This window comes from Franzmannia qiaohouensis (assembly GCF_031451695.1).
Classification (GTDB): Bacteria; Pseudomonadota; Gammaproteobacteria; order Pseudomonadales; family Halomonadaceae; genus Franzmannia; species Franzmannia qiaohouensis.
Map to the genome: position 1 here is coordinate 100,283 of NZ_JARWAM010000001.1, position 15,531 is coordinate 115,813.

The 15,531-nt window shown below is 66.4% G+C and carries 15 protein-coding genes; 7 read left to right on the forward strand and 8 right to left on the reverse strand.

Annotated elements, in window-relative coordinates:
• Positions 1 to 7: 7 nt before the first annotated feature.
• Entirely contained in the window at positions 8 to 208 is a 201-nt protein-coding gene (thiS, locus tag QC821_RS00505) for a sulfur carrier protein ThiS (protein WP_076746030.1), read from the reverse strand.
• Between the two features lie 102 nt (positions 209 to 310).
• On the opposite strand from thiS, the gene QC821_RS00510 reads away from it, so the two are divergent.
• Complete coding sequence (locus QC821_RS00510; protein WP_309715489.1) at positions 311 to 703, forward strand: DUF423 domain-containing protein; 393 nt, start codon at positions 311 to 313, stop codon at positions 701 to 703.
• Here QC821_RS00510 and QC821_RS00515 read toward each other — a convergent pair.
• On the reverse strand, positions 679 to 1,092 hold the full coding sequence (locus tag QC821_RS00515) for a PaaI family thioesterase (RefSeq protein WP_095620684.1): 414 nt from the start codon (positions 1,090 to 1,092) through the stop codon (positions 679 to 681). The two genes, QC821_RS00510 and QC821_RS00515, sit on opposite strands and share 25 nt — an antisense overlap.
• A gap of 151 nt (positions 1,093 to 1,243) precedes the next feature.
• Positions 1,244 to 3,418 (reverse strand): malate synthase G, encoded by a 2,175-nt coding sequence (locus tag QC821_RS00520; protein WP_309715493.1) that lies wholly within the window; start codon positions 3,416 to 3,418, stop codon positions 1,244 to 1,246.
• A gap of 217 nt (positions 3,419 to 3,635) precedes the next feature.
• Between QC821_RS00520 and QC821_RS00525 the strand changes: the two genes are divergently transcribed.
• Positions 3,636 to 4,616: an alpha/beta hydrolase gene (locus QC821_RS00525; protein WP_309715495.1), complete on the forward strand. Its 981-nt coding sequence runs from the start codon at positions 3,636 to 3,638 to the stop codon at positions 4,614 to 4,616.
• Positions 4,613 to 5,104 carry a hypothetical protein gene (locus QC821_RS00530; protein ID WP_309715498.1) on the forward strand — a complete coding sequence of 164 codons (492 nt, stop codon included), beginning with the start codon at positions 4,613 to 4,615 and terminating at the stop codon, positions 5,102 to 5,104. Before QC821_RS00525 ends, QC821_RS00530 begins: the two co-directional genes overlap by 4 nt.
• Positions 5,105 to 5,139: 35 nt before the next feature.
• Here QC821_RS00530 and QC821_RS00535 read toward each other — a convergent pair whose 3' ends face one another.
• Both QC821_RS00535 and QC821_RS00540 read right to left on the reverse strand, forming a co-directional pair.
• Entirely contained in the window at positions 5,140 to 6,651 is a 1,512-nt protein-coding gene (locus QC821_RS00535) for a YifB family Mg chelatase-like AAA ATPase (RefSeq protein WP_309715500.1), read from the reverse strand.
• Between the two features lie 31 nt (positions 6,652 to 6,682).
• Positions 6,683 to 7,015 (reverse strand): accessory factor UbiK family protein, encoded by a 333-nt coding sequence (locus QC821_RS00540; RefSeq protein WP_309715503.1) that lies wholly within the window; start codon positions 7,013 to 7,015, stop codon positions 6,683 to 6,685.
• A gap of 292 nt (positions 7,016 to 7,307) precedes the next feature.
• Here QC821_RS00540 and QC821_RS00545 point away from each other — a divergent pair, with 292 nt between their 5' ends.
• The 3 genes from QC821_RS00545 to glnK all read left to right on the forward strand — a co-directional run bounded on the left by QC821_RS00545 (position 7,308) and on the right by glnK (position 9,489).
• On the forward strand, positions 7,308 to 7,646 hold the full coding sequence (locus QC821_RS00545; protein ID WP_076746022.1) for a P-II family nitrogen regulator: 339 nt from the start codon (positions 7,308 to 7,310) through the stop codon (positions 7,644 to 7,646).
• 109 nt (positions 7,647 to 7,755) lie between these two features.
• Positions 7,756 to 9,006, forward strand: coding sequence for an ammonium transporter (locus tag QC821_RS00550; protein WP_309715508.1), 1,251 nt, complete (start codon positions 7,756 to 7,758; stop codon positions 9,004 to 9,006).
• A gap of 144 nt (positions 9,007 to 9,150) precedes the next feature.
• A complete protein-coding gene (gene glnK / locus QC821_RS00555; protein ID WP_095620677.1) occupies positions 9,151 to 9,489 on the forward strand; it encodes a P-II family nitrogen regulator in 339 nt (112 codons plus the stop codon).
• A 123-nt stretch (positions 9,490 to 9,612) separates the two neighbouring features.
• Here glnK and QC821_RS00560 read toward each other — a convergent pair whose 3' ends face one another.
• Positions 9,613 to 10,389, reverse strand: a complete 777-nt coding sequence (locus QC821_RS00560; protein ID WP_309715511.1) for a ferredoxin--NADP reductase — start codon at positions 10,387 to 10,389, stop codon at positions 9,613 to 9,615.
• 168 nt (positions 10,390 to 10,557) lie between these two features.
• On the opposite strand from QC821_RS00560, the gene QC821_RS00565 reads away from it, so the two are divergent.
• A complete protein-coding gene (locus QC821_RS00565; protein WP_309715513.1) occupies positions 10,558 to 11,484 on the forward strand; it encodes a LysR family transcriptional regulator in 927 nt (308 codons plus the stop codon).
• Here QC821_RS00565 and QC821_RS00570 read toward each other — a convergent pair.
• On the reverse strand, positions 11,472 to 13,580 hold the full coding sequence (locus tag QC821_RS00570) for a methyl-accepting chemotaxis protein (protein ID WP_309715516.1): 2,109 nt from the start codon (positions 13,578 to 13,580) through the stop codon (positions 11,472 to 11,474). The two genes, QC821_RS00565 and QC821_RS00570, sit on opposite strands and share 13 nt — an antisense overlap.
• Positions 13,570 to 15,453, reverse strand: coding sequence for a methyl-accepting chemotaxis protein (locus QC821_RS00575; RefSeq protein WP_309715519.1), 1,884 nt, complete (start codon positions 15,451 to 15,453; stop codon positions 13,570 to 13,572). Before QC821_RS00575 ends, QC821_RS00570 begins: the two co-directional genes overlap by 11 nt.
• Positions 15,454 to 15,531 lie beyond the last annotated feature (78 nt).

Here is a 15,531-nt window from a genome sequence, read left to right on the forward strand (position 1 = left end):
GGCTCCTCTAGCCCCCGCCGATGGCGTGGACGATTTCGACGCGGTCGCCGTCGGCCAGCCCCTGCTGGGCATGCTGGCTGCGCGGCACGATCTCTTCGTTGACCTCGACGGCGATGCGTCGACCGGTCAGGTCGAGGGAGGCGATCAGGTCGCTGATCGTAGCCTCGGCCTCGAGGGTTCTGGCTTCGCCGTTGAGCAGGATCTGCATATTGGTCCTCCAGCGAATCGCAGCGGTTCGGGGGCCACTATTGTAGCCTGTAACGCCCCCGCGGGGTACGGTATGGGCGCCTTCGACAAGGAGATTTCCCCCATGCGCGATACCCCCTGGTGGCTAGCGATAGCGCTTAGCGGCGGCCTGGCCGTGGCCCTCGGCGCCTTCGCCGCCCATGGCCTGCAGGGCCAGCTGCCGGCACGCCTGCTGGCGGCCTTCGAGACCGGCGTGCGCTATCAGATGTGGCATACCCTGGCGATGCTCGGGGTGCTGGCCTGGCGCGCCGGCCAGCCCCTGCGCGGCCAGCAGCTGACGCTGGGCCTCTGGGCACTGGGCATGCTGCTGTTTTCGGGGTCGCTCTACGCCCTGGCGCTGAGCGGCATCGGCCGCTTGGGCATGATCACGCCGCTGGGCGGCGTCGCCTTTATCGCCGGCTGGGTGATGCTTGCATTTACCGCCCTACGCGCTCAGTCGGCGTCGGGTAAGACGTAAGTCGCCGTCACCAGCGCCACCGGCTCCTCGTCGCCGGCGGAGAACAGCTGCACCTCGCCCACCGCCAGGCGGCGGCCGAGCTTGACGATGCGTGCATTGGCGATCAGATCGCGGTCACCGCGGGCGCGGCGCAGGAAGTGGCAGTTCATGTCGCTGGTCACCGCCATCGGCTCGGGGCCGATCTGGGCCAGGATCGCCACGTAGAGGCAGACATCGGCCAGCCCCATCATACTGGGCCCGGAGACGCAGGCGCCGGGGCGCAGGTGCTCGTCCTCGATGGCCAGGCTCATGGTCGCGCGCATCTCGTCGACGCCCTCGATGGTGCCCTGGCGATGCGGAAACACCTCGTCGAGAAATTCCTCGATGGCGGCTGCGGTCATTACGGTCATGGCGCCCTCCTGGCGGCTCGGCGGCGAGTGTGCTGCGCCCAAGATAGCGCAAGGCGCGCTGTACGGCGATATCCCTGCACGGCGCCCGCCTCACAACGCAACGGGCCCCGGTGCAGTGCACCGGGGCCCGTTCATTGGCACGCGGCCCGAATTACTTGGCCTTGTGCACCTGACGCCACTCGTGGAGCAGCGGCTCGGTGTAGCCCGCCGGCTGCACGCGCCCCTTGAACACCAGGTCACAGGCGGCCTTGAAGGCGCTGGAAGCCTTGAAGTCGGCGCTCATGGCGGTGTAGCCGGGGTCGCCGGCGTTCTGCTCGTCGACCACCTTGGCCATGCGCTCCAGGGTCTTCTGCACGCGCTCGGCGTCGACCACCCCGTGGTGCAGCCAGTTGGCCAGGTGCTGGCTGGAGATACGCAGCGTGGCGCGGTCTTCCATCAGCCCGACGTTGTGGATGTCCGGCACCTTGGAGCAGCCCACGCCGTGTTCGACCCAGCGCACCACATAGCCGAGGATGCCCTGGCAGTTGTTGTCGAGCTCCTGCTGGATCTCCTCGTCGGACCAGCTGACGCTCTCGGCCACCGGCACCGTCAGCAGGTCGTCGAGCAGGTCGACGTCGCCCTGGCCTTCCAGCTCACGCTGGACAGCGCCCACATCGACCTGATGATAGTGCGGGGCATGCAGCGCCGCGGCGGTGGGCGACGGCACCCAGGCGGTGTTGGCGCCAGCCTTGGGGTGGCCGATCTTCTGCTCGAGCATGGCCGCCATCAGGTCGGGCATGGCCCACATGCCCTTGCCGATCTGGGCGCGTCCGCGCAGCCCGCAGGCCAGGCCGACCAGCACGTTGTTGCGCTCGTAGGCGCCGATCCACTTGGCGCCCTTCATGTCGCCCTTGCGAATCATGGGACCGGCTTCCATGGCGGTGTGCATCTCGTCACCGGTGCGGTCGAGGAAGCCGGTGTTGATGAACACCACCCGCGACGCCGCCTCGTTGATGCACGCCTTGAGGTTGACGGTGGTACGCCGCTCCTCGTCCATGATGCCCATCTTGAGGGTATCGCGGGTCATGCCCAGGATGTCTTCCACGCGGCCAAACAGCTCGTTGGCAAAGGCGACTTCCTTGGGACCGTGCATCTTGGGCTTGACGATATACACCGAGCCGGCCCGCGAGTTGCGCGGCTCACCGTCGCCCTTGTTGAGGTCGTGCAGCGCCAGCAGGCCAGTGACCACCGCATCGAGGATGCCTTCCGGCAGCTCGTTGCCGTCGGCGTCGAGCACCGCGGGGTTGGTCATCAGGTGGCCGACGTTACGCACGAACATCAGCGCGCGGCCGGGCAGGGTCAGGCTGCCGCCGTCGGGGGTCTGGTACTGGCGATCCGGATTGAGGCGCCGGGTGATGGTCTTGCCACCCTTCTCCAGCTGCTCTTCCAGGTCGCCCTTCATCAAGCCCAGCCAGTTGCGATAGACCACCACCTTGTCTTCGGCGTCGACCGCCGCCACCGAGTCCTCGCAGTCCATGATGCTGGTCAGCGCGGCCTCGACCAGCAGGTCCTTGACGCCGGCCGGGTCGGTCTTGCCGATCGGGTGGCTGGTATCGAACTGGATTTCCAGATGCAGGCCATGGTTGGAGAGCAGGATGCTCTGGGGCTTGGCGGCATCGCCCTGGAAGCCGACCAGCTTGCCAGGATCCTTGAGGCCCGTCTCGCGGCCGCCGTCGAGGGTCACCACCAGATGACCGTCGCGCAGCGCATAGTTGACGGCATCGCGATGCGAACCGGTGGCCAGCGGCGCGGCGCGGTCGAGGACGCCGCGGGCATAGGCAATGACCTTGTCGCCGCGCTTGGGGTTGTAGCTCGACCCCTTTTCGGCGCCGTCCTCCTCGCTGATGGCATCGGTGCCGTAGAGGGCATCGTAAAGGCTGCCCCAGCGCGCATTGGCGGCGTTGAGCGCGTAGCGAGCGTTGTTTACCGGCACCACCAGCTGCGGGCCGGCCTGGTTGGCGACCTCGCTATCGACGTTCTGGGTGGTGGCGGCGACCTTGGCCGGGGCCTCGGCGAGGTAGCCAATGCGCTTGAGAAAGTCGCGATAGGCGGGCATGTCGCCGACCGGGCCGGGGTTTTCACGGTGCCAGGCATCCAGTTCGCCCTGCAGACGCTCGCGCTCGGCGAGCAATTCGCGATTCTTCGGGGTCAAATCGTGGAACAGCGCATCGACACCGGACCAGAAGGTCTCTGCATCGACGCCAGTGCCAGGCAGGGCCTGGTCGTTGATGAAACGGTCTAACTCGGAGGCCACCTGAAGACGATGGCGGGTGACACGGTCAGTCATGAGAGTCTCCTGATGCGCTGTGACCGGTACCACTTGACCGGCCGTGGGTCGTTTTAGGTGTTCCTAAAAGTAACATTTTTTTATGGAAATGACTTCCACATGCTACCTGAAAATGTCACCGCGGTCTGCCAGGCTCGACCAAATGATGAAATGTCGCTGTCGCAATATGGCTTGCCAGGCCTACCGGCGCTAGCATGAGCGTACTAGGGAGGGTTGGATGACCGATTTCGCACCGCTGCAGGCCCTCGGGCCCATCGCGCCGGCCCGCGTGCCCGGCAGTACGCCATGGACGCCACACCTCGATCACTATCTCGCGCACTACCAGCTCGCGCCGCTGTTGAGCGATCACGTCGCGCTGCACGTCGGCTACCTCGATGCCCGCGGCTTTCGCCTATGGACCCAGATCTGGACGCCAACGGCGCCGCGCGGCACCGCGTTCGTGGTCCACGGTTACTTCGATCACCTGGGGCTCTACCGCCATCTGCTCGAGCGTCTACTCGCCCAGGGCTGGCGGGTGGTGCTGTGGGATTTGCCGGGGCACGGACTGTCGAGCGGCGAGCGGGCCACCATCGATGACTTCGACGACTACGGTCAGTGCCTTGCCGAGCTGCAGTCCCAGCTCGACCACCAGGGGCTGATTCCCAAGCCCTGGGTCGGCATCGGCCAGAGCACCGGCGCGGCAATCCTGGCCACCGATGCGCTGCGCCACGGCGACAACAGCACCTGGCAGGGCCTGGCGCTGCTGGCCCCGCTGGTGCGCCCGCTGGGCTGGCCGCAGTCGAGCTGGCTGCACCGCCTGGCCAGCCCTTTCATCACCACCCTGCCGCGCAAGTATCGCCCCAACTCCTCGGACAGCGATTTCACCGCCTTCCTGCGCGAAGCCGACCCGCTGCAGGCCGACTACCTGACGCTGACCTGGGTCAGCGCCATGCGCCGCTGGATGCCGCAGCTGATCGCGCTGCCGGCGAGCCAGCTGCCGGTATTGATTCTGCAGGGCGAGCAGGATCTGACCGTCGACTGGGCCTGGAACCTCGAGGTGATGACCCGCAAGTTTCCGCGCGCCCGGATTCATCGCCACCCCGAAGCGCGCCACCACCTGGTCAACGAGGCCGAACCCATTCGTCAGGTGCTCTTCGATGAACTTAGCATTTTCCTCGATGAAGTAGCGCCCTGCGACGTAAGGCGGCTAGGCACATGAAGCGACCTCCCCTCCTGCGAGCAGCGCTGCTCGGCCTGCTGCTCAGCGGCTGCGCCAGCGCCCCGGACGCTCCCACCCTGCTGCGCCAGGCGCTGTTCGGCCTCGGCGAAACGGCCACCGCAAGCCTGCTGCGCGAACCGGTCTGGACCCGCGACACCCCCGACGTGGTGCTGCTGCTGGCCAGCCCCGACGTCGACGACAGCCTGGGAGTCAGCCAGTCGCGCTTCACCGAGAGCCTCAGCCGGGCGCTGCTGGCCCCCAGCGACGGGCCACAGGTCATCGACTGGGCGCCGGAGATGCAGGACAGCGACTCGCGGGACAATCAATGGCTGCTGGAGACCAGCCTCAGCGCCGACGGCCCGCGGCTAAGGCTGTCGGACCGCGATCTACTGCCCTATGCACTGCACATGCGCCTGCGCCGCCTCGGCGACAGCGAGCCGCAGTGGCAGGAGACGCTGTACGGGGCCTTCGACGCCACCGCGCTGTAGGTAGACACCGCCTTTCCTCAGTAAAGGGGCCGGGCTTAACCGGCCTTGAGCAGCCGGTCGAGCTGCCGATAGCCGATCGCCTCCATCAGCTGGCGGCGCTCGGGGTGCGCATCGCCGGCCAGGTCGGCCAGGGTCAGGGCCACGCGCAGCACGCGATGGTAGGCCCGTGCCGAGAGGTTGAGCCGCTCCAGCACCCCGGCCAGCCAGGCGCGGGTGGCACTGTCCAGCGCGCAGGCGGCTTCCAGTTCACGCCCGGGCAGATGCGCATTCAGCGCGCCGCGCTTGGCCTGCCGGGCACGCGCCGCCAGCACCCGCTCGCGCACCGCGGCGGAGCTCTCGCCGGCCTGCTGGGAGGTCAGCTGCTCCGGCGGCAGTGCCGGCACCTCGACCTGCAGGTCGATGCGGTCCAGCAGCGGGCCGGAGAGCCGCTGCTGGTAGCGCTGGATCTGCGCGGCGCTGCACTGGCAGCGGCTGCGCGGGTCGCCGAGGTGGCCGCAGGGGCAAGGGTTCATGGCGGCAACGAGCTGGAAGCGCGCCGGATAGCGGCGCTGATGGTTGGCCCGCGACAGCGCGATGCTGCCCGACTCCATCGGTTCACGCATCACCTCGAGCACATGGCGCGAGAATTCCGGCAGTTCGTCGAGAAACAGCACGCCGTGATGGGCCAGCGAGATTTCCCCGGGGCGCGGCTTGGAGCCGCCGCCGACCAGTGCCACGGCGCTGGCGGTATGGTGCGGGGTACGAAACGGCCGTCGCCCCCAGTCGTCGGTGAGCGGCAGCCCGATCACCGAGCGGATGGCCGCCACTTCCAGCGCTTCATCCTCCTCCAGCGGCGGCAGGATGCCCGGCAGCCGGCTGGCCAGCATGGTCTTGCCGGTACCCGGCGGGCCGGCCAGCAGCAAATTGTGGGCACCGGCGGCGGCGATCTCCAGGGCGCGGCGGGCTTGCTGCTGGCCGCGCACTTCGGCCAGATCCATGCCGCTGGCCACGGCCTCGAGGGGCCGCGGTTCGGCGTGGTGTGCCACCAGCTGCCGCTGCCCCAGCAGGTGCGCCACCACCTCCAGAAGATGCTCCGCCGGCAGTACCTCGAGTCCACTGGCCAGGGCTGCTTCGTCGGCGTTGGCACGCGGCACGATCAGGGTGCGCCCGGCACGCCGCGCCGCCAGGGCCACCGGCAGTACCCCGGTGACCGGGCGCAGCTTGCCGTCCAGCGCCAGCTCGCCAAGGCACTCCACCGTCTCCAGCGCCTCCCCTGGCACCTGCCCCGAGGCGACCAGGATGCCCAGTGCAATCGGCAGATCGAAACGCCCGCCTTCCTTGGGCAGGTCGGCGGGCGCCAGGTTGAGGGTAATGCGGCGGGTGGTGGGAAACTCGAGACCGGCATTGATCAGCGCACTGCGTACCCGCTCGCGGCTCTCCTTGACCGCTGCCTCGGCCAGCCCCACCAAGGTCAGGCCCGGCAGGCCGTTGGCCAGGTGTACCTCGACCAGCACTTCCGGCGCGTCGAGCCCCAGGCTGGCGCGGGTATTGATGATGGCAAGCGTCATGGCGGTCCCTCGCCGGTAAAATGACGTAGCGTCAGCGCGAAGGCTCGCCGCCGCCGGCATCTTCGGCCGGTGGGGTGTCGCCGCTAGCCTCGCGGTGGCTTTCCTCGCTGGGTGCCGCACCCTCGTCGAGCGCTGCTTCAAGCGTAGCGACCCGCGCTTCCAGCGTCTCGACGCGGCTGCGGGTGCGCTGCAGTACATCCATGAGAATATCGAAATCTTCGCGGGATACCAGCTCGAGACGCTCGCAGGCGCCGCGCACGACCTGCTGGACCCCCTTGTGAATCTCCTCCGGCGCCTGGGAGGCACCCTGCAAGCGCTCGCCCAGCTCACGGGCCAGACGGCCAAATCGATCTTGATGGGTCACGTGATTCTCCTCGTCATCCAGCGGTTATGCCTCACACCCAAGCATACGCAAGCTGCCAGCGCCACGCATGCCCCGCCAACGCTCTATTATGAGGCATTGAGCTTTCCTCTATGCCCCGCCTTGGTGCAAAGCCCTCCACTCCCTCCCATGAGGACCTTGCATGATGGTGCAAGCCGCCCCCTACATGACTGTTTAAAAAGCGAAATCTACAGTCTGGCACGCTTCACGCTATGTCCTAATCAGGCGCAAGCCGTTATGCACGCCTCAATCCTTTTCATCTGGGAGATTCGGGATGAAACTCATCACCGCCATTATCAAGCCGTTCAAGCTGGATGATGTCCGTGAAGCGCTGGCAGACAACGGCGTTCAGGGCATCACCGTCACCGAGGTCAAGGGCTTCGGCCGCCAGAAGGGCCACACCGAGCTGTACCGCGGCGCTGAATACGTCGTCGACTTCCTGCCCAAGGTCAAGGTCGAGATCGCCGTCGACGACTCGCGCGTCGAAGGCGTTCTCGATGCCATCCGCACCGCGGCCAACAGCGGCAAGATCGGCGACGGCAAGCTTTTCGTCACCCCCCTGGAAGACGTCATCCGCATTCGCACCGGCGAACGCGGCGCCGACGCGGTGTAAGCGGCGCCCCAGCGCTTTGCAAAAGTACGCAGGAATCCAGAAAAACGATGCTCAACGCGGACACTAACGCGGCCCAACCAGGCACGACATGGGCACAGGAGAACACCCAATGACAGAATTATCAGAGCTGACATACGCGCTCGACACCTTCTACTTTCTCATCTGTGGCGTACTGGTCATGTGGATGGCCGCCGGCTTCTCGATGCTCGAGGCCGGCATGGTGCGCTCCAAGAACACCGCCGAGATTCTGACCAAGAACATCGCGCTGTTCGCCATTGCCTGCACCATGTACCTGCTGGTCGGCTACTACATCATGTATTCCAGCGCCGGCGGCGGTTTCCTGCCTAACCTGGGCTTCCTGATCGGCAGCGAGAACACCCTCGACGCCATCACCTCCGGCGACGAGGATGCGCCCTACTACTCGATGCGCTCCGACTTCTTCTTCCAGGTGGTGTTCGTTGCCACTGCGATGTCGATCGTCTCGGGTGCCGTGGCCGAACGCATGAAGCTGTGGGCCTTCCTGGCCTTCGCGGTGGTCATGACCGGCGTCATCTACCCGATCTCCGGCTACTGGACCTGGGGCGGTGGCTGGCTCGACGCAGCGGGCTATTCCGACTACGCCGGTTCCGGCATCGTGCACATGGCCGGCGCAGCTGCCGCCCTGGCCGGTGTGCTGGTCCTCGGCCCGCGTAAGGGCAAGTACGGCAAGGACGGCGCCATCTACGCCATCCCGGGTGCCAACATGCCGCTGGCGACCCTGGGTACCTTCATCCTGTGGATGGGTTGGTTCGGCTTCAACGGTGGCTCCGAGCTGAAGATGTCCGACGGCATCTCGGCCAACAACGTCGCCCAGGTGTTCGTCAACACCAACGCTGCGGCCGCCGGTGGCGTGATCACCGCGCTGATCCTGGCCAAGCTGTGGTTCCGCAAGGCCGACCTGACCATGGCCCTGAACGGCGCCCTGGCCGGCCTGGTGGCGATCACCGCCGAGCCCCTCGCGCCCTCCGCGCTGGGTGCCACGCTGATCGGTGCCGTGGGCGGTGCCATCGTGGTGGCTGCCATCGTCAGCCTCGACAAGCTCAAGCTCGATGATCCGGTCGGTGCCATCTCGGTGCACGGCGTGGTCGGTATCTGGGGTGTACTGGTGGTGCCGCTGTCGAATGCCGACGCCTCCTTCGGCGCCCAGATCATCGGTATCATCGGCATCTTTGCCTGGGTCTTCGCGGCAAGCCTGGCCGTGTGGCTGGTGCTCAAGGCGATCATGGGCATCCGGGTCAGCGAAGAAGAAGAGTATGAAGGCGTCGATATCGCCGAGTGCGGCCTCGAAGCCTATCCCGAATTCAGCGCCTCCAAGAAGTAACGGCGCTATACCGAGTGAGCTGGCGTGCTCCCCTGGCCCCCTTCGGGGGGCCTTTTTTCATATCTGGCCGGGCGGTGTATGCTGGTAGAAGATAACGCTTGAACCTGGGGCCAGCCCCACCCATAGGATGCGAGGAGAAAGACCATGAAACTGGTGACTGCCATCATCAAGCCGTTCAAGCTCGACGACGTTCGTGAATCGCTCTCCGAGATCGGCGTTCAGGGCATCACCGTGACCGAGGTCAAGGGCTTCGGCCGCCAGAAGGGCCATACCGAGCTGTATCGCGGCGCCGAGTACGTGGTCGACTTCCTGCCCAAGGTGAAGCTCGAGGTCGCAGTGGACGATGCCATGGCCGACAAGGTCATCGATGCCATCACCAACGTGGCCAACACCGGCAAGATCGGTGACGGCAAGATCTTCGTCTCGCCGCTGGAGCAGGTCATTCGGATTCGCACCGGCGAAACCGGCAAGGACGCCGTGTAAGCGCCGAGCCTCAGGATCGGGCCTGTGGCCCATCGAGCGCCAAACAAAAATCCCACCGGATATCGTGTCCGGTGGGATTTTTGTTTTCAGTGCCTGCTGCCGGGCGCTGCCCGCAGGGCCTGCTTACTTCTCGACGAACGCCCGCTCGATCACATAGTCGCCCGGCTCGCCCATGCGCGGCGAGATATTGAAGCCCAGGTCGTCGAGCAGCGCGCTGGTTTCATCGAGCATCGCCGGGCTGCCGCAGATCATGGCGCGGTCCTGCTTGGGATCGAGCGGCGCCAGGCCGGTATCCTCGAACAGCTTGCCGGTGCGGATATGATCGGTGAGGCGCCCGGTGGTGTGGAACTCCTCGCGGGTCACGGTCGGGTAGTAGACCAGCTTTTCGGCGATCTCGTCGCCGAGGTATTCATGAGCCGGCAGCTCCTTGGAGATGAAGTCCGCATAGGCCAGCTCGCTGACCGTACGCACACCGTGGATCAGCACGATCTTCTCGAAGCGCTCGTAGGCCTCGGGATCCTGGATCAGGCTCATGAACGGCGCCAGCCCAGTGCCGGTAGAGAGCAGGTAGAGGTTGCGGCCCGGCAGCAGGTCGTCGGTCACCAGGGTGCCGGTGGGCTTGCGGCTGACCATGATCTGGTCGCCGACCTTGAGGTGCTGCAGGCGCGAGGTGAGCGGGCCATCCGGCACCTTGATACTGAAGAACTCGAGGTGATCCTCGTAGTTGGGACTGGCGATGGAGTAGGCACGCATCAGCGGCTTGCCGCCCACCTCGAGGCCGATCATCACGAACTGGCCGTTCTTGAAGCGCAGGCTGCGCTCACGGGTGGTGCGAAAACTGAACAGGGTATCGTTCCAGTGGTGAACGCTAAGCACTTCTTCCAGTGCGAACTTGCTCATGACCGGCTCCCAGGTGAGGATAAGACAAGTATTCCATTGGCGCATAAGGCGCCGCCGTGTTTATGCCATGTAGTTTAAGCGCCGCGCTCATATCTGTTAAATGGGTTGTATGAATAAAGCATATCTATAATATAGATATACAGCATCGTCCCGCACGGGAGTACCGAGATGCGCTATACCCTGCGCCAACTGGAAGTCTTCGTGGCCGTTGCCCAGCACGAGAGCGTTTCACGGGCGGCCAATGCCCTGGCGCTGTCGCAGTCGGCGGCCAGCACCGCCCTGGCCGAGCTCGAGCGGCAGTTCGACTGCCAGCTGCTCGACCGCATCGGCAAGCGCCTCAAGCTCAACGCGCTGGGCTTTCAGATCCTGCCCAAGGCGGTGGCGCTGCTCGACCGCGCCGAGGAGATCGAGGAGCTGCTGCGCGGCCAGCGCGGCATCGGCTCGCTGGACGTTGGCGCCACCCTGACCATCGGCAACTACCTCGCCACGCTGCTGATCAGCGACTTCATGCAGCGGCATCCGGACAGCCGCGTACGCCTGCAGGTGCGCAACACCAGTGCGATCATCGAGCGCATCGTCCAGCACGAGCTGGACCTGGGCCTCATCGAGGGGGACTGCCAGCACGAAGACGTGGTGATGCAGCCATGGGTGGAGGATGAGCTGGTGGTCTTCTGTTCGCCGCGCCACCCCCTGGCCGGCGCCGGCACCCTGGAGATGGATCGGCTGCTGCGCGAGGACTGGATCATGCGCGAGCCGGGCTCGGGCACCCGGCTGACCCTGGAGCACGCCGCGCGGCACCGTCGCGGGCGCTTCAATACGCTGCTCGAGCTCGAGCACACCGAGGGCATCAAGCGCGCCGTGGAGTCGGGCCTGGGGATCGGCTGCGTGTCGCGCCTGGCACTGCGCGACGCCTTTCGCCGCGGCAGCCTGGTGCCGCTCGCCACGCCGGAGCTGGACCTGAAGCGTCAGTTCACCTTCATCTGGCACCGCCACAAGTACCTGACCACCGGCATGCGCGAGTTCCTCAAGCTGTGCCGGCAGATGACTGCCGGCATTTCACGCAGCGACGAAATCGACCTGCCCTACATCCCCTGAGGCGGCACCGGGCGCTCCAGCAGCGCGGCCCGGTCGCCATGCTCGGCCAGGGTGAAGCCGCCTATCACCGTAGCCAGCCGCAGCGACTGCTCCTTGAGCTGCTCGGCAGCCACCGTCGACTCCTCGACCATGGCGGCGTTCTCCTGGGTCATGCGGTCGAGCTCGGCCACCGCCACATTGACCTGGCCGATGCCGTCGCTCTGCTCCCCCGCCGCCGAGGTGATCTCTCCCAGCACATCGGTGACCCGGGCGATGCTGGCGACGATCTCGTCCATGGTCTCGCCGGCGGTACGCACCAGCTGGGTGCCGCTGTCGACCTTGTCGCTTGAGCTCTCGATCAGCCCCTTGATCTCGCGCGCGGCATCGGCGCTGCGGCTGGCCAGCTGGCGCACCTCACCGGCCACCACGGCAAAGCCGCGGCCCTGCTCGCCGGCCCGGGCCGCCTCCACCGAAGCGTTGAGCGCCAGCAGGTTGGTCTGGAAGGCGATGCCGTCCATGACGCTGACGATCTCGCCGATCTTGCGCGACGACGCGGTGATCTCGTCCATGGTCGACACCACCTGGGAGACCACCTCGCCGCCGCGACCGGCAACCGCCGAGGCCGACTGCGACAGCTGGTTGGCCTCGCGGGCCGAGGCCGCGGTGTGCTCCACGGTGCTGGTGATCTCCTCCATCGAGGCCGAGGTCTGCTGCAGGCTTGAGGCGGCATTCTCGGTGCGCCGCGACAGGTCCTGGCCGCCCAGGGCGATCTCGCTGGCCGCGCTATTGACCGCTTCGCTGCTGGCACGCACGTCGAGCAGCACGTCATGGATCTTATCGGCAAAGGCGTTGAACTGGGTGGCCAGCGCCGCGCCCTCGTCGCGGCCACGCACCGGCAAGCGCTGGGTGAGGTCGCCGTCACCCGAGGCGATCTCGCGCATCCGCTCCGCCAGACGCTTGAGCGGGCGCGAGATACTGGTCCCCACCAGCCACAGGGCCAGCAGTCCCAGGGCAGCCAGCACCACACCCACCAGGCTCATGCCCAGGGTATCGGCACGCCGCTGCTCTGCGAGGGTCGTCTGTAGTGCGCCGAGCTCGGCCAGCACGGCCTGTTCCGGGAGACGGATCATCAGCACCCAGGGCGTATCGACATCGCCGATGGCGAACGGCTGGTAGCGCTCGAACATACCATCCTCGACCACGCTGACCGCCTCGCGCTGGTCACGCGCCTGCTCGGTGCGTGCCAGCTGGGCGGTTCCCAGCGCCTGCTCGGCAAGCCCGCCGAGCCCGTCACGCTCAGCCGTGTGCCCTGCCAGGCCACCGCCACCGGCCACCAGGGCCATTTCACCGGCACCGTCGTAGAGTTCGGCATTGGCCGCGACAAGTAGCTCCTGAATGAAGTCCAGGGCCAGGTCGACCCCTGCGACACCGCGAAACTCGCCGTCGACCACCACCGGTACATTGAACGAGGTGACCAGCAGCGTCTCGCCGTCATAATCATAGGGCGCCGGATCGATGATGCAGGGGGCCAGCGTCTCACGCGGGCAGAGATAGTACTCTCCTTCGCGAATGCCGCTTGCCATACGCGTGTCACTCTCCATGGTGTCACCCAGCGGCAGTACCTCGATGCCCCCCGTTTCGGTGCGATACCACCACGGCATGAACCGCCCGCTGCCGTCGTAACCATCACGCTCGAGCCCGGCATAGCGGGCATCGCGGCCAAAGGCATCGGGCTCCCAGCCGATAAAGGCATCGAGCAGCGAGGGATTTTCAGCCACCGTCTGGCGCACCAGCTGGGACAGCTCGCGACGACTGATCGAAAAGGCGCGACGCCCGTCCGCATCGCGCTGCCCCATCAGGGCATTGGCATTGGCCAGCTGAGTCGCCAAGGTCAGCGCATGGGCCAGCTGACCCTGAATGCGGCCGGCCTCGGCTTCGGCCAGCGCTGACAAGCGCTGCTCGGCAGCCCCTTCCAGCAGCTCACGGGTATGCTGCTCGACGGTGTCCTGTGTTCGCGACGAGGCATACAGCGCATAGCTCACCAGCGCCACCACGACCATCAAGAGGCAGGTGCCAGCCAGCATGACCACGAACTGGCGAATCGATCTAGCCTGCATGTGCTAGCCTCCGTGCCACGCTATCGGCCTGCGGGTCTCGAGTGAGCTGCGTCGCCACGGGCGATGACGACGACAGCGTAAAGGCCCCGATCGCCCGGCTGAGGTGCTCGGCCTGCTCCTTGAGCTGTTCGGCGGCCACCGTCGACTCCTCGACCATCGCGGCGTTCTCCTGGGTCATGCGGTCGAGCTCGGCCACCGCCACATTGACCTGGCCGATGCCGTCGCTCTGCTCCCCCGCCGCCGAGGTGATCTCTCCCAGCACATCGGTGACCCGGGCGATGCTGGCGACGATCTCGTCCATGGTCTCGCCGGCGGTACGCACCAGCTGGGTGCCGCTGTCGACCTTGTCGCTTGAGCTCTCGATCAGCCCCTTGATCTCGCGCGCGGCATCGGCGCTGCGGCTGGCCAGCTGGCGCACCTCACCGGCCACCACGGCAAAGCCGCGGCCCTGCTCGCCGGCCCGGGCCGCCTCCACCGAGGCGTTGAGCGCCAGCAGGTTGGTCTGGAAGGCGATGCCGTCCATGACGCTGACGATCTCGCCGATCTTGCGCGACGACGCGGTGATCTCGTCCATGGTCGACACCACCTGGGAGACCACCTCGCCGCCGCGACCGGCAACCGCCGAGGCCGACTGCGACAGCTGGTTGGCCTCGCGGGCCGAGGCCGCGGTGTGCTCCACGGTGCTGGTGATCTCCTCCATCGAGGCCGAGGTCTGCTGCAGGCTCGAGGCGGCATTCTCGGTGCGCCGCGACAGATCCTGGCCACCGTGGGCGATCTCGCTGGCCGCAGTGTTGACCGCTTCGCTGCTGCCGCGCACGTCGAGCAACACCGCCTCCATCTTGGCCACGAAACGATTGAAGGAGGCGGCGATCTGCGCCACTTCGTCACGCCCCTGCTCGGGTAGCCGCTGGGTCAGGTCGCCGTCACCCGAGGCGATGTTGTCCATTGCATCGCGGGCCGTCTGCAGCCGTCGGAAGATCACCTTGAGCAGTATGCCCAGCACCAGGCTGGCGACCAGTGCGACCACAACCAGCGTGGTCAGCGAGCTGGTGAGTACGCCGCGCAGCCCGGCGGTGGCCTCGCGCTCGTCGAGGGCAATGACCAGTTGCCAGTCACTGCCAGACGAGATGGGCTGCGCCTGCAGCAGACGCGGACGCTCGTTGATCATCAAGCGGCGCGGCGCATCCCGCGCAAGCAGCGCCTGCAGGTAACCGGCATCGAGCTCCGCGGCCAAGTCGGTGCTAGGCGCGAGAATCTTGTCTGCATCGGAGTGCGCAACCAGGGTGCCATCCGCCGCGGCCAGAAACGCGAAGCTGGAGGGGGTAGGGGCAATGGCGGCGACGCTCTCGACCACGTCATCAATCGCGATGTTGCCGCCCACGACGGAAGCCAGTGAGCCACCGCGATAGAAGGGTTGGGCGATCGTCACCACCAGTTGGCCAGTGCCAGCATCGATATAGGGCTCGGTGACAACCGTCTCGCCGGATGACTTGGCCTGTTGGTACCAGGGACGTTCGCGTGGATCGTAGTCGGCGGGCGGTTCCCAGCCGTCTGACGACACCATCTGCCCACTCCGCTCATCAGCGACGTAGGTCGCCAGGAAACCTCCCGACGCCTCCAGCTGCAACAGGGCATCCATCGGCGCGTCGCTCTGGGCCCCGGACTCGACGGCCTGGAGCATGGCAATACGCGCCGCAAGCCACTCGTCGATGGCGCGGGCATTACCGCTGGCAACGGCATTCAGGTTGCCGGCGATCTGGGTGTCGTTATGCGTCTTGAGGGTAAGGTAGCTGGCAGCTCCGTTGATGATCAGTGCCAGGACGATCACCACCAGGGTGGTGGCCAGAATGCGGGCTCGCAGGGTGGATAGCATGGGGCGCTCTCGCTGATAGTGAGTCAAGACTCACCGACGCATGGCAGCCATGCGCCGACGTAGAGCTCGGGTTATCGG